This window comes from Vibrio sp. 10N.247.310.98 (assembly GCF_041467395.1).
GTDB classification, from domain to species: domain Bacteria; phylum Pseudomonadota; class Gammaproteobacteria; order Enterobacterales; family Vibrionaceae; genus Vibrio; species Vibrio crassostreae_C.
In genome coordinates, this window is record NZ_JBFSUL010000007.1 from 13,613 (window position 1) to 26,306 (window position 12,694).

Annotated in this window: 14 protein-coding genes; 7 read left to right on the forward strand and 7 right to left on the reverse strand. The window is 45.6% G+C overall.

Annotated elements, in window-relative coordinates; translation table 11 throughout:
- Nucleotides 1–12: 12 nt before the first annotated feature.
- Complete coding sequence (locus AB6E78_RS04685; protein ID WP_017061409.1) at nt 13–456, reverse strand: GatB/YqeY domain-containing protein; 444 nt, start codon at nt 454–456, stop codon at nt 13–15.
- Between the two features lie 25 nt (nt 457–481).
- Nucleotides 482–697, reverse strand: a complete 216-nt coding sequence (gene rpsU / locus AB6E78_RS04690; protein ID WP_004396009.1) for a 30S ribosomal protein S21 — start codon at nt 695–697, stop codon at nt 482–484.
- Nucleotides 698–955: 258 nt separating this feature from the next.
- Here rpsU and tsaD point away from each other — a divergent pair, with 258 nt between their 5' ends.
- Nucleotides 956–1,972, forward strand: a complete 1,017-nt coding sequence (gene tsaD / locus AB6E78_RS04695) for a tRNA (adenosine(37)-N6)-threonylcarbamoyltransferase complex transferase subunit TsaD (RefSeq protein ID WP_017061410.1) — start codon at nt 956–958, stop codon at nt 1,970–1,972.
- Nucleotides 1,973–2,078: 106 nt separating this feature from the next.
- On the forward strand, nt 2,079–2,894 hold the full coding sequence (locus AB6E78_RS04700) for an alpha/beta fold hydrolase (RefSeq protein ID WP_372132795.1): 816 nt from the start codon (nt 2,079–2,081) through the stop codon (nt 2,892–2,894).
- Between the two features lie 92 nt (nt 2,895–2,986).
- Here the strand turns inward: AB6E78_RS04700 and plsY are convergent, their stop codons facing one another.
- Nucleotides 2,987–3,583 carry a glycerol-3-phosphate 1-O-acyltransferase PlsY gene (gene plsY, locus AB6E78_RS04705; protein WP_009847793.1) on the reverse strand — a complete coding sequence of 199 codons (597 nt, stop codon included), beginning with the start codon at nt 3,581–3,583 and terminating at the stop codon, nt 2,987–2,989.
- A 138-nt stretch (nt 3,584–3,721) separates the two neighbouring features.
- On the opposite strand from plsY, the gene folB reads away from it, so the two are divergent.
- From folB to AB6E78_RS04720, 3 genes are read left to right on the forward strand one after another with little or no spacing between them, the layout of a single operon-like run.
- Nucleotides 3,722–4,081: a dihydroneopterin aldolase gene (folB, locus tag AB6E78_RS04710; protein ID WP_017080233.1), complete on the forward strand. Its 360-nt coding sequence runs from the start codon at nt 3,722–3,724 to the stop codon at nt 4,079–4,081.
- Nucleotides 4,078–4,560: a 2-amino-4-hydroxy-6-hydroxymethyldihydropteridine diphosphokinase gene (gene folK / locus AB6E78_RS04715; protein WP_017061413.1), complete on the forward strand. Its 483-nt coding sequence runs from the start codon at nt 4,078–4,080 to the stop codon at nt 4,558–4,560. The genes folB and folK overlap by 4 nt, the downstream gene beginning before the upstream one ends.
- Nucleotides 4,561–4,575: 15 nt before the next feature.
- The gene (locus tag AB6E78_RS04720; protein WP_010434624.1) at nt 4,576–5,379 is read left to right on the forward strand and encodes an undecaprenyl-diphosphate phosphatase; all 804 of its coding nucleotides are present in this window, start codon (nt 4,576–4,578) and stop codon (nt 5,377–5,379) included.
- Between the two features lie 103 nt (nt 5,380–5,482).
- Here the strand turns inward: AB6E78_RS04720 and AB6E78_RS04725 are convergent, their stop codons facing one another.
- The gene (locus AB6E78_RS04725) at nt 5,483–6,799 is read right to left on the reverse strand and encodes a multifunctional CCA addition/repair protein (RefSeq protein ID WP_372129608.1); all 1,317 of its coding nucleotides are present in this window, start codon (nt 6,797–6,799) and stop codon (nt 5,483–5,485) included.
- A gap of 36 nt (nt 6,800–6,835) precedes the next feature.
- On the opposite strand from AB6E78_RS04725, the gene AB6E78_RS04730 reads away from it, so the two are divergent.
- Both AB6E78_RS04730 and AB6E78_RS04735 read left to right on the forward strand, forming a co-directional pair.
- Nucleotides 6,836–8,506, forward strand: coding sequence for an AAA family ATPase (locus tag AB6E78_RS04730; RefSeq protein WP_372132798.1), 1,671 nt, complete (start codon nt 6,836–6,838; stop codon nt 8,504–8,506).
- The gene (locus tag AB6E78_RS04735; RefSeq protein WP_017062918.1) at nt 8,506–9,498 is read left to right on the forward strand and encodes a general secretion pathway protein GspB; all 993 of its coding nucleotides are present in this window, start codon (nt 8,506–8,508) and stop codon (nt 9,496–9,498) included. The genes AB6E78_RS04730 and AB6E78_RS04735 overlap by 1 nt, the downstream gene beginning before the upstream one ends.
- Before the next feature lie 105 nt (nt 9,499–9,603).
- Here the strand turns inward: AB6E78_RS04735 and AB6E78_RS04740 are convergent, their stop codons facing one another.
- From AB6E78_RS04740 to AB6E78_RS04750, 3 genes are all read right to left on the reverse strand, one after another.
- Nucleotides 9,604–10,215, reverse strand: a complete 612-nt coding sequence (locus AB6E78_RS04740; RefSeq protein ID WP_017062917.1) for a TIGR04211 family SH3 domain-containing protein — start codon at nt 10,213–10,215, stop codon at nt 9,604–9,606.
- 205 nt (nt 10,216–10,420) lie between these two features.
- Nucleotides 10,421–11,683 (reverse strand): inorganic phosphate transporter, encoded by a 1,263-nt coding sequence (locus AB6E78_RS04745; RefSeq protein ID WP_017062916.1) that lies wholly within the window; start codon nt 11,681–11,683, stop codon nt 10,421–10,423.
- Nucleotides 11,684–11,811: 128 nt separating this feature from the next.
- On the reverse strand, nt 11,812–12,492 hold the full coding sequence (locus AB6E78_RS04750) for a TIGR00153 family protein (RefSeq protein WP_010434644.1): 681 nt from the start codon (nt 12,490–12,492) through the stop codon (nt 11,812–11,814).
- Between the last annotated feature and the right edge of the window lie 202 nt (nt 12,493–12,694).

Consider the following 12,694-nt stretch of genomic DNA (forward strand, 5'->3'; position numbering starts at 1 on the left):
TTTGATTTGGGATTAAGCGAGTTTAGAACGAACTAAACCACTAACTTTACCCATATCTGCACGCCCTTGAATTTGTGGTTTCAAGATAGCCATTACTTTACCCATGTCTTGCATGCCCGCTGGTTGAGCTTCGGCGATTGCGCTATCAAGTAGTGCAATAACTTCTTCATCACTTAGCGGTTGAGGCATAAAGCCTTCAAGTACCGTAATTTCTGCTTTTTCCACGTCAGCAAGATCTTGACGATTTGCTGATTCATATTGAGCAACAGAATCGCGACGTTGCTTAACCATTTTAACTAATACAGCAAGAATGTCGTCGTCGTTCAGAGTGATCCGTTCGTCAACTTCACGTTGCTTAATTGCTGAAAGAGCTAAGCGGATAGTGCCAAGGCGCGGTTTGTCCTTGGCTTTCATCGCTAATTTTTGCTCTTCTTTGAGTTGTTCAATAAGAGCCATAACTCAGTCCTTATGGATTAAGTTATTAGTACAGGCGAACGCGACGTGCGTTTTCGCGAGCTAGCTTCTTAGCGTGACGCTTTTGAGCTGCTGCTTTAGCGCGTTTGCGAACTGTAGTTGGCTTTTCGTAGTGCTCGCGACGGCGAACTTCAGAAAGGATACCTGCTTTTTCACAAGAGCGCTTGAAACGACGTAGTGCAACGTCGAACGGTTCGTTTTCACGTACTTTAACTATTGGCATATGCCTTTCACCTCAGGGGTTATTCATTATCGCTGGCTACTCAGTACCAAATCAGAGAAGTTACCCATCGAGCTAACTCTCTATTCGCGTTTGGCCATTAACCAGCTTGATCAAAAATGGTGCGGAATTTTAATCCGATCACAGTGGCTTTGTAAAGCACTTTGTCGATTATAGTCTGTACAATATTTGTTTGAAGAGCTTAGGCAGGGTAATATTGCGCTAATTTCCCATTTTAGACGAAAGCGTGCCGAGAAAATTATGCGCATTATTGGTATTGAAACCTCTTGTGATGAAACAGGAATCGCGATTTATGATGATGAGCAAGGGCTGCTTTCTCATCAATTATATAGCCAAGTAAAGCTGCACGCCGATTACGGTGGTGTGGTACCTGAGCTAGCTTCACGTGACCACGTGAAAAAAACAATTCCTCTTATTAAAGCGGCATTAGCAGAAGCGAACCTAACGTCGAAAGACATTGATGGTGTGGCTTACACGGCTGGCCCTGGTTTAGTGGGTGCACTGCTGGTTGGTGCAACGATTGGTCGCAGTATTGCTTATGCGTGGGGAGTGCCTGCAGTGCCTGTTCACCATATGGAAGGTCACCTTCTTGCGCCAATGCTAGAAGATAACCCACCACCATTCCCATTTGTGGCTCTGCTGGTTTCTGGCGGCCATACCATGATGGTAGAAGTGAAAGGTATTGGTGAATACCGAATCCTTGGTGAATCGATTGATGATGCAGCGGGTGAAGCGTTTGATAAAACCGCGAAACTGATGGGCTTAGATTACCCTGGTGGTCCACTGTTATCTCGTTTGGCGGAAAAAGGCACTCCGGGTCGTTTTAAGTTCCCGCGTCCAATGACCGATCGTCCGGGTTTAGATATGAGCTTTTCTGGTCTGAAGACGTTCGCAGCGAATACCATTCGTGATAACGATAATGATGACCAAACTCGTGCTGATATTGCTTACGCGTTTCAAGAAGCCGTTTGTGCAACCTTAGTAATCAAGTGCAAGCGTGCCTTGGTTGAAACGGGCATGAAACGTATAGTTATTGCTGGCGGTGTAAGTGCCAACAAACAACTGCGCGTTGAGCTTGAGGCGCTTGCTAAGAAAGTCGGTGGTGAGGTGTACTACCCACGCACTGAGTTCTGTACAGATAACGGTGCGATGATCGCTTATGCGGGCATGCAGCGCCTAAAGAATGGCGAAACGGCTGATTTGTCTGTTCATGCCACACCGCGTTGGCCTATTGACCAGCTAGAGCCAATTGCGTAATTGACTATAGTGTTTCGATAAACGGTCGCCTTGTGCGGCCGTTTTTATATCCTAGCTTACCGACTGTATGTCGATAAATAATTGCTGATAGAGATTAGGGAAGAAAATGAACAAGTTCACAGTAGACAATCAATCGATGGCGTACCTAGATGAAGGTCAAGGCCCTGTTGTTGTACTCGGCCACAGTTATCTTTGGGATAGTGCAATGTGGAAGCCGCAGATCGAAGCGTTAAAAACTCAGTATCGCTGTATTGTTCCAGAGCTTTGGTCTCATGGTGAATCTCAAGCAGCACCCACTTCGATGCGTAACTTGAAAGATTACGCTCAGCACGTTTTGGCTCTGCTTGATCATTTAGAGATCGAAGAATTCTCAGTGGTTGGCTTATCGGTTGGCGGTATGTGGGGAACGGAGCTTGCCGAATTAGCACCTGCGCGAATTCAGTCATTGGTATTAATGGATACCTTTGTGGGTTTAGAGCCAGAAGTTGCGCACGCTAAATACTTCCACATGTTAGACACCATCACTCAAACTAAGATGGTTCCTCAACCAATTGTTGAAGCGGTTGTTCCACTGTTCTTTGCTAATGATGCTCAAACCAACACGCCAGCTTTAGTTGAAGGTTTTACTCAGCAGTTATCAGCTCTTGAGGGCGACAACGCTGAAGAAGTGGCACGAATTGGTCGAATGGTGTTTGGACGTCGCGATATGATTGAATCGGTAGAGAACTTTGCATTGCCAGTTTTGATTGCCGTTGGACAAGAAGATAAGCCACGTCCAGCATTGGAATCTTACTTAATGCACGATTGCATTACAGGCAGTGAGTTAGTGGTGATTCCTGGGGCGGGTCATATTAGTTCGCTAGAGCAGCCAGAGTTTGTTAACGCTATGCTGAAGACGTTTTTAGATAAACATCTGCTGTAAGCTCTAAAATACTGAGTATGATTGATCGACTCATACTTACGTCGCTTTAAACGTATCTCGGTTTTAAAATGGTTCGGCTTAGACATGACAGTTTAAGCCGATTTTTTTTGCCCGAGTTTTGGTTCGCTGCCATCGAGTAGGCGGCGGATATTCTGGTGGTGACGTAACACGATCAAACAGCACAGCATGGCTACTGGCAATGTGTATTGAGGTTTGACTAACCAAGCGTAGAAAGGGGCAAGTAGCACAGTAACCAGTGCCGCTAAAGAAGAGTAACGAAACAAAAACGCGACCACTAACCAAGTCGCCATGATCATTCCGGTTAGATCGAATCCTATTGGGGCGATAGCGCCAAGTGCGGTTGCCACGCCTTTACCACCTTTGAAGTGGAAGAAGATCGGATACATATGGCCAAGACACGCCGCAATTGCCACAACCCCAAGAATGATTGGGTCGATCTTGAGGTAGTAGCCAAGCCAGACAGGGATAGTGCCTTTCAGCATGTCACACAAAAGGACGGCAGCTGCTGCGCCTTTACCGCCAACACGCAGGACATTGGTTGCTCCTGGGTTGTTAGAACCTACTGTTCGAGGATCTGGGAGCCTCAAAACTCGGCATATCAAGACCGCACTAGAGATTGAACCTAGCAAATAGGCTGCAATGATCATGATTAGTGCCAATGGGGTCATGTCTTTCCTTAAACGGTTATAAGCCTAACGATGGGAAAATAATGCTCAATCCAAGAGTAATTGATATCATATCTCGAATTACGCAAATAATACGTTTTTTTCCCCTATATGGGTATCCGACCTCTAAAAGGACAAGTCATGGCACTGGATAAAGTTTTCATTGAACAGCTAGAAGTAATTACAACGATCGGTGTTTACGATTGGGAACAAGAGATTAAACAAAAACTTGTGCTTGATATTGAAATGGCTCATGACAACCGCCCAGCAGGTAAGAGTGATGATGTGGTTGATGCTTTGGACTACTCGACTGTGAGTACTGCCGTGCTTGAGCACATTGCGAATGGCCGATTTCTATTGGTTGAACGTGTCGCAGAAGAAGTCGCTGAATTGATCATGACTCAATTCTCTGTGCCGTGGATTAAAATCCGCTTAGCGAAACCTGGCGCAGTGCCACAAGCAAAAGCCGTTGGCGTGATCATCGAACGAGGTCAAGCATGACAGTAGCCTATGTTGGTGTTGGCACGAACATAGACCGCGATAAGCATGCAAGGGTGGCATGGACAGAGCTTCAATCGTTAGGGACTAACCTTAAATGCTCTAAAATCTATCACTGTGAGCCCGTGGGTTTTAATAGCCATCCGTTTTATAACTTTGTGATAGAGCTCGACACGTCACTCTCATTGACTGAATTTTCACAGCAGCTGCGTAAAATTGAGTTTAAATGGGGTCGCTCTCAAGATGCGCACAAACTACAAGATCGAAAGCTCGATCTTGATATTGTGCTGTTTGGAGAGGAGGTTTCTGAGCGTGAACCAGAATTACCACGCAGTGATATCTACAAATATCCTTTTGTAACACAACCGCTTTATGATCTTTGTCCTGCGAGAGTGATCCCGCAAGACGGAAGAACCGTCAGTGAAATATGGCAGAAGATGCAGCAATTAGACTCGCTCTCTGTCGTAGATATAAAACTATAATTTTTAAGGTAAGTAATGAGTTATTTTGAAGCGTTTATATTGGCGTTGGTGCAAGGCTTTACAGAGTTTTTACCTATTTCCAGTTCTGCACACCTAATCCTTCCTTCTGCTGTTTTAGGCTGGGAAGATCAAGGTTTGGCCTTTGATGTCGCTGTCCACGTTGGTACTTTGGCAGCTGTTGTTATCTATTTTCGTAAAGAAGTGGTCTCTCTGTTGAGCGCATTCTTTGGTTCAGTGTTTAAAGGCGATCGCAGTAAAGAAGCGAAGTTAGCGTGGATGATCATTCTCGCGACGATTCCTGCGTGTATCTTTGGCTTGTTGATGAAAGATATTGTTGAGCTTTACTTACGCAGTGCGTGGGTGATCGCGACGACAACGATTATCTTTGGTCTATTGCTATGGTGGGTGGACAAGAACTCAAGCCTGCGCGACGACGAATACCAAGCGGGTTGGAAAAAGGCGCTGTTTATTGGTCTTGCTCAAGCAATGGCGATCATTCCGGGCACGTCTCGTTCTGGCGCAACCATTACCGCGGCGCTTTACCTTGGTTTCACTCGTGAAGCGGCAGCTCGATTCTCTTTCTTGATGTCTATCCCAATCATCACTCTGGCGGGTGGTTATTTAGGCCTTAAGTTGGTGACTAGCGGTGACCCAATCCATGTTGGCACTTTGCTAACGGGCGTGGCGGTGTCTTTCATCAGTGCTTACATCTGTATCCACTTCTTCTTGAAGCTTATCTCTCGTATGGGCATGACACCGTTCGTTATCTACCGCCTGATTCTAGGTTGTGGTCTGTTTGCTTTCTTGATGATGCAGTAACAGACACAGACACAGACACAGGCAACGGTCTCGCTGTAAGAATTGAAACAAAAGGCCCGCTTAACTACGGGCTTTTTATACGTTTTAGGTAGAGCGGCGACGATTAACTGCTAGCGAGTTCTGATAGGGCGTTTTCAATTGCGATGGCTCTGCGTTTCTCTTGTTCTTCTCGAATATCTTTACCTTTAAAGCCATCGGCAATAATCGCCTTAACTTCGACTTGCAGCGCCGCTTGGTAAGCCACTTCAAAACGCGCTTTTTGAGGATAAGGTTGATCTTCTAATCCTTTTCGGCCTGCGTGATCGGCTTGGCAGCAAAGCAGTATATCGTCGAGCCTATCTGGCTTACGCCAAACATCAAACTTGTTGAGAACCTTGAGAAAGGTGGTTGGTTTGAGCTCGCCTGCGCGGTGGATATTAGAATGTTGCTCGCACACTAACAACGCAAGGTCTCTGAACTCATTGGGCACTCTCACTCGCTCACACAGTTTCTTGATTATCTTAACACCTGTGTGGCAGTGCATTTTATGGCTTGGCCATTCAGCTTGTGGTGTGACGCCTTTACCTAAGTCATGCACTTGAGCTGCAAAGCGTACCGGTAGCGATGGGCTTAATAGTGCGGCTTGCTGAGCAACCATCAGAGTGTGAATACCCGTGTCGATTTCAGGGTGCCATTTTTCAGGTTGAGGGACGCCAAATAGAGCGTCAATCTCAGGTAATACGACTGCCAATGCACCACACTCTTTCAATACAGAGAGGAACACTTCAGGGTGCGGTGTACTAAGAGACTTATGCCACTCTTGCCAAACTCGCTCTGCAGTAAGGTGTGCCAGCTCACCAGATTGGACGATCTCACTCATCATATCCATGGTTTCAGGTGCAACCGTGAAGTTAAGATGGTGAAGCTTGGCGGCGAAGCGAGCCACACGCAGTACACGAAGAGGGTCTTCAACAAAAGCGTCTGAAACGTGTCTTAAGATACGATCCGAGAGATCTTTCTGGCCATGATAAGGATCGTGAAGTTGGCCTTTATCATCTTGAGCTATAGAGTTGATGGTCAGATCTCGACGCATCAGGTCTTCTTCCAAACTCACGTCTGGCGCGAAGTAACATTCGAAGCCTGTGTAACCAGAGCCTGATTTTCTCTCAGTGCGAGCCAGTGCGTGCTCTTCTTTGGTTTTTGGGTGCAAGAATACCGGGAAATCTTTTCCCACAGCAGTAAAGCCAAGGTTTTCCATCTCTTGAGGGGTACTCCCTACCACGACCCAATCTCTATCATAACTATCAATATTGAGCAGCTTATCGCGCACTGCTCCACCGACTAGATAGCGTTGTAGCCCGTTGTCTTTTGGTAGGCTATCGTAAATTTGCAACTTATCACCTCGAAATGTTTTATCACTGCTGGACTTTACTGCAAGCAATGGTACTTTCCATTAATCGTAATTATAGGGCAGCACATGTATAAGGAATATTTTGGCTTCGTTGAGATGCCATTTTCGATTGTACCAAATTCTCGCTACTTGTTTTTGAGTCAGCGCCATCAAGAAGCGATGCAGAACCTACAAGCCGGTTTAGGCGAGGGTGGGGGCTTTGCGATGCTTACTGGTGAGGTTGGTACAGGGAAAACAACGGTCGCTAAGGCGATGTTGTCTTCATTGGATAGTCATACTCAGGCTGGCCTTATACTTAACCCTACGTTTTCAAATACGGATTTACTAGAAGCTATCTGCGATGAGTTTGAGGTCGAGTACCCAGAACAAGCATCGTTGAAACAGCTCAGTCAGGCTATTCATTATTTTCTACTTGATAGCCATGCCGAAGGCATTCAAACCCTATTGGTGATCGATGAAGCCCAACACCTCGCTGCCGATGTGTTGGAGCAGTTACGCCTTCTAACAAACTTGGAAACCGACAATCGTAAGCTGTTAAAAGTACTGTTGGTCGGCCAGCCGGAATTACAACAGCACTTACAAACCACGCAGCTACGTCAGCTAGCACAGCGCATTACTGGTCGTTATCACTTACTGCCTCTTAATACCGAAGAAACGGGCAAGTACATCGCGTTTCGTTTGGAGACGGCGGGTGGCGAGCAGATGTTGTTTTCGAACCGTTCTATCAAGCTGATTGCTCAATATACGCATGGTATTCCAAGGCTCATTAACTTGGTGTGTGATAAAGCACTGCAGTTGGCTTTTCATGACGGTGAGCAGCTACCGAGCAATGAAACGGTTAACCGAGCGTGTCAGCAGGTTATGTCCTTTCAGGCCGATGTGTATCACGTCGAGAAAGCTCTAACTTCTCGTGTCGCGCCTAAGTTATTCCAATACGCAGGGATTGCGACGTTAAGCGTTGGTCTTGCAATAGCGACCTTTAACTTCGCTCCAAGCTATATCAATGCTTGGTTGCCTACGGATGCATCAAATGGAGCAAAGACGGAAGTGTCTGCACAGGCTCAGCGCTCTTTGGTGGCGAATGAACCTCAGTTGGTTGCTGAGCCAAAACCTTCCAAGTTTGCTTTGCCACAAGATATTCAACAGCACTTGATGCAGGGAACCAATCGTTCTCTCGCTATCAAGGACTTGTATACGCTCTGGGGGTATCAGTCTTCACTGCGTGATGGCTTGTGCTTAAGTGAGCCGCAAAGTGTCTTTGTGTGCGAGCAACAACAGTCAAATTTGGATACATTGTTAGAGCTTGGCGTACCCGTGGTCCTTAATCTGGATATCGATCAAGAACCAGTGTTTGCTGTGCTTTATGGCGTGTCTAAGGATTCTGTCGAGTTGCTGGTTAATGAAAAGCTGTTGGTGATGCCGAAGCAATCCTTAGAGCAAATCTGGCAAGGCGATTACGTCGCTATTTGGAAGCAGCCGCTGCGAGAGACCCTTAAAGAGGGCTATCAAGGTGAAGCGGTTGCTTTGCTTGATCTACTGCTTTCTGAAGTATTAGGAGAGGTTGTTTCCGGTAGTGATGTATTTGATTATGAGTTAAAAATGAAAATCGAAGCATTTCAAACGTGGCAAGGTATGTCTGTTGATGGCATTGCAGGTAAGCGCACCTTAGCAAGATTGCAGAGATTAGCTCAACTCGATTCGCCTAAGCTGATGTCACTAGAAGGGGGCGAAAGCTAATGTCACGTATTATGCACGAACTTAAACAGCCGTCTCACAAGCCATCTTCTATTAATCAGCACTCTCTTAGCAAACCAAGCTTCAAAGGCTACCAGAATCATCATGTTCCTAATTCTGCAAAAGGGATGAGCAACAAGCGAGGTTCATCGTTAGCGATGGGGCTACTCTTAATCTTGGTTCCTTCTTTGTTGGTGGGTGGCGTCTTGGCTTATCAATCGTATATCCAACAACAAGAAGCCGTGAACCAAGCTGCCAATGTCGCTCTGCCAGAATTTAAAACTGAATCAGACATTGAGCCTGAAATTGCGGATGCTGATATAGCAAGCATGGATGCCGTGTCTGAGGAAGAAGATGCCTTGTTCACCGTTCGCCCTGCACCGGCGAGCCAACCGTTGAAAGCATTGCCACGCCAAGAGATGTATGCACAGATTGATTCTGGCGCTAATCGTGCAAACACCGCTGGTGGCTCAGCAGTGATCTTCGCTAATGCTGATAACAACACTCAAATGACAGCCAGTTCTGAATCGTCATCCGTTCAGCCAGGCGCGAGTGATGAAACGACTGCTCTGCAATCAAGCACTGATCAGCAATCAAATAGTGACTTACAATCGGACAGTGATCTGCTGCAAGGGCTAGACCTCAGTGAGTTGCCACCTGATTTGGCATTGAAGCTTGAATCCATTATGGGGGAGCAACAAAGCACTCCTGAGCCGATGGACTCTAGACCCGCAGGGCAAAGAGGCTCTCAGGTTATTGAGTTGGAAACGCACACCAATAGCTTATCAGGCGTCCTTCCTAAGTTAGACCTACAAACCCATATGTACTCGAGCAGCGAAACCAAACGTTGGGTAAAAGTGAACGGCCAAGAAGTGGCGCAAGGAGATTGGATTGGACAAGACATTCAATTACTAGAGATTAAGCCACAATCAGTGATCATAGAGTTCAATCAACAGAAGATAGAAATCCCGGCTCTGTACGAGTGGAAAGGTTAGCGATTTCTATACGTATTTAGATAACAGACAAATAAAAAGGAGCACCTCGGTGCTCCTTTTTGATATTCGATACTGAATTTACTGTACCTGATACAAGCGTTAAGTCTACGCCCAACCGTTTGGTGATTTTCTGCGACGAGGCATGATGTGTGGCAGAACAAGGCCTAGAAGTAGACCAATACCCGCAACACCACCACCGTACATGAAGTACTTCAATAGTAGGTCGTCTTTTTGAGTGTCTAGCTTAGCGCGCAGTTCACGGTTCTCTGTTTGAGAACTCGTTAGCTGTTGGCTAATTTCACTGTAGTTCTGTTCTAGTTCAGCAATCTGCTTGTTACGAGAATCTAGAGAGCTTGCTAGGCCAGCTTTTTCGCTGTCAGCACTCTGACGAGCATTCGCTAGCTTGCCTTTAACTTCCGTCAGCTCTTTCTCTAGCTTAGGCATACGCAGTGCCATGCTTTCTTGAGTGCTTACAAACTTGCTTTCAACCCAACCTTTACGGCCACGGTTGTCTTGAATTTGGGTGTAACCCGTACTCTTGTTAGTTTGTAGGAATGTAATCTTTTCACCAGCATCAACACTACCGATGATACGGAATGTGTTGTTTGGGCCAGAATGCATATAAGTAAATAGTTTGTCAGCAATATAACGGTCTTGTGCAAAGGCAGCTGGAGCCGCAAGCATTGCGAACAAAACTAAGCTAATCAGTTTTTTCACAGTAAATCCCTTAACGATTCAAATTGGGTAGGCGTATGAGTCAGCCTCAATCAGCAAATAATATTTAGTTTCTTTATGCGGTGCAACAAAGAAGGGAGGCAAAGCCTCCCTTTCTGTGCGTTTGAGTCAATAATGACATGGCATTTACATATCGTTACTGAAGCTCACACTGTTCTGACGCTAGTATTCACTAACGCAGTCGCGATTACATAGTAAACGCAGCTTGAATTCCGTAGAAGAACACAACAGCAAGTAGAGCACCTGCAGGTAGTGTCACAATCCAAGAAGCCACGATATTACGTACAACGCCTAAGTTTAGTGCTGCGATACCACGAGCAAAACCAACACCTAAAACAGCACCAACGAGTGTTTGTGTAGTAGAGATTGGAAGGCCAGTACCTGAAGCTAGTACAACCGTACATGCAGTTGCAAGTTGTGCAGCAAAGCCACGGCTTGGTGTTAGTTCTGTAATACCAGTACCAACGGTTGCCATTACTTTATGACCCATTGTTGCAAGACCAACAACGATACCGAATCCACCTAGAGGAAGAATCCACCATGCGATAGTACTCTTACCTGTGATTTCACCCATGTGCTCAACGGTTGATACAACAGCAGACAGTGGACCAATCGCGTTCGCAACGTCGTTTGAACCGTGTGCAAATGCCATCGCACAAGCTGTGATAACCATGAGTACAGAGAAGATGCCTTCAACACCTGCAAAGCCGTGGTCTTCTTCGCGGTTAGCGAATTTCTTCTGGATGTATAGGTAACCGCCGATCATTACAAGCGCAGAAACGCCAGCAGCCCAAACCCATGCTTCAGTGTTGCTTAGGTGAAGACCAACGTGCTTAAGGCCTTTCTTGATGGTTACAAGTGCAATTACCATTGTTGTAATGAACATGTATACCGGTACAAAGCGTTTCGCGTTAAATAGCGGGTTCTCTGTATCAAAAATCAGTCGTTGAGCACTTACAAATATGACGTAAGCGAAGAAACCGGAAATAACTGGTGTGATAATCCAACTGCCCACAATGCCTTGAACGCTGTTCCAGTCTACCGCTTCAGTACCTACAGACACACAAGCGAAGCCGATGATTGCACCGATGATTGAGTGAGTCGTAGAAACCGGCCAGCCCATGTAAGAAGCGAGAAGTAGCCATGTACCCGCAGCAAGAAGTGCTGACATCATGCCGTACACAAGTACATCTGGTTGATGAGCGAATAGAGACGTTTCGATAACACCTTTACGGATCGTGTCTGTTACTTCGCCGCCCGCAAGGTAAGCACCTGCGAATTCAAAGATCATTGCGATAATGATCGCTTGTTTAACGGTTAAAGCTTTAGAGCCTACTGAGGTGCCCATTGCGTTCGCAACGTCATTTGCACCAATACCAATAGCCATCAAGAAACCGAAAGCTGCTGCAACAATAATCAGGACAGTGCCGTAGTTAGCAAGGATATCCATCGTAATACCTAGTTGTTTGATAACAAGCGGAACAAATTTAGACGCAAAAAACCGCTCAGCGAGAGGAATACTCAGCGCATAAGTGGTTTGTTCAAAAAATGCTCTTCGTTATATGGTTAACGTATGATTTAAGATCGAGAAAGCATTACTTCAAGACGAGCGCCTACACGCTGTGCTTGATCTGCAATACCACCAACCCATTCAAGAATTTTGTATAAGAACATGATATCAACTGGATTCAGATCGCCTTCAATTGCCATTAGTTGTTGGCGTAGTTCGATCTGCATCGCATCCGTGTCATCTTCAATTACATCTAATTGATGAATCATTTCGGCAACGAGTGTTACTTCACGGCCTTTAAAGCCAGTCTCAAGTAATTCGTCTAATTCATTGATTACGTTTTGTGCTTGGTTCGCTGCATCTAGACAACGTTTAACGTAAGCGATGAAGTTTTCTTGCATAGGAGCAGGAATGACAAGTTGACGACCATATACACGGCCAGCAATGTCTTTCGCTAGGTTTGCGAGTTTGTCTTGTTGCGTTAATAGCTCCAACATATCGGTGCGATCAACTGGCATAAACAAACCACGAGGAAGTTTAAGGCGAATTTCACGTTTTAGTACGTCAGCTTCTTTCTCAAGGTGAGAAATTTGAGCTCGAATTTCTGATGCTTTTTCCCAGTCACCTTTTGAAGAAACTTCAAAGAAATTAACTAGGTGAGAACAACATTCGTTCACGCATACTACGTGACGCTGCAAAGGTTTAATTGGGGACTTTGCAAATAACCCCATAATTGTATTTACTGGCATGGTCATCCAACCTAATAAATAATAACCTTAAAACAACATACACCATATTCATGGTGAAATGTTAAGCGATGGCTACAAAGTCGCGCATGTTAACCTAATCAATCTCTCATTAAAACTGTTTTAGATCATCATAAGGGCGATATTTCTAACTTGCCGACTTTTCAAATTGGCAATATCCTGTCCCTATCTTCACAGAAAGGTA

Coding starts and splice junctions, on each gene's coding strand:
- AB6E78_RS04685 (WP_017061409.1), bottom strand. CDS start 456: ATGGCTCTTATTGAACAACTCAAAGAAGAGCAAAAATTAGCGATGAAA.
- rpsU (WP_004396009.1), bottom strand. CDS start 697: ATGCCAATAGTTAAAGTACGTGAAAACGAACCGTTCGACGTTGCACTA.
- tsaD (WP_017061410.1), top strand. CDS start 956: ATGCGCATTATTGGTATTGAAACCTCTTGTGATGAAACAGGAATCGCG.
- AB6E78_RS04700 (WP_372132795.1), top strand. CDS start 2,079: ATGAACAAGTTCACAGTAGACAATCAATCGATGGCGTACCTAGATGAA.
- plsY (WP_009847793.1), bottom strand. CDS start 3,583: ATGACCCCATTGGCACTAATCATGATCATTGCAGCCTATTTGCTAGGT.
- folB (WP_017080233.1), top strand. CDS start 3,722: ATGGCACTGGATAAAGTTTTCATTGAACAGCTAGAAGTAATTACAACG.
- folK (WP_017061413.1), top strand. CDS start 4,078: ATGACAGTAGCCTATGTTGGTGTTGGCACGAACATAGACCGCGATAAG.
- AB6E78_RS04720 (WP_010434624.1), top strand. CDS start 4,576: ATGAGTTATTTTGAAGCGTTTATATTGGCGTTGGTGCAAGGCTTTACA.
- AB6E78_RS04730 (WP_372132798.1), top strand. CDS start 6,836: ATGTATAAGGAATATTTTGGCTTCGTTGAGATGCCATTTTCGATTGTA.
- AB6E78_RS04735 (WP_017062918.1), top strand. CDS start 8,506: ATGTCACGTATTATGCACGAACTTAAACAGCCGTCTCACAAGCCATCT.
- AB6E78_RS04745 (WP_017062916.1), bottom strand. CDS start 11,683: ATGGATATCCTTGCTAACTACGGCACTGTCCTGATTATTGTTGCAGCA.
- AB6E78_RS04750 (WP_010434644.1), bottom strand. CDS start 12,492: ATGCCAGTAAATACAATTATGGGGTTATTTGCAAAGTCCCCAATTAAA.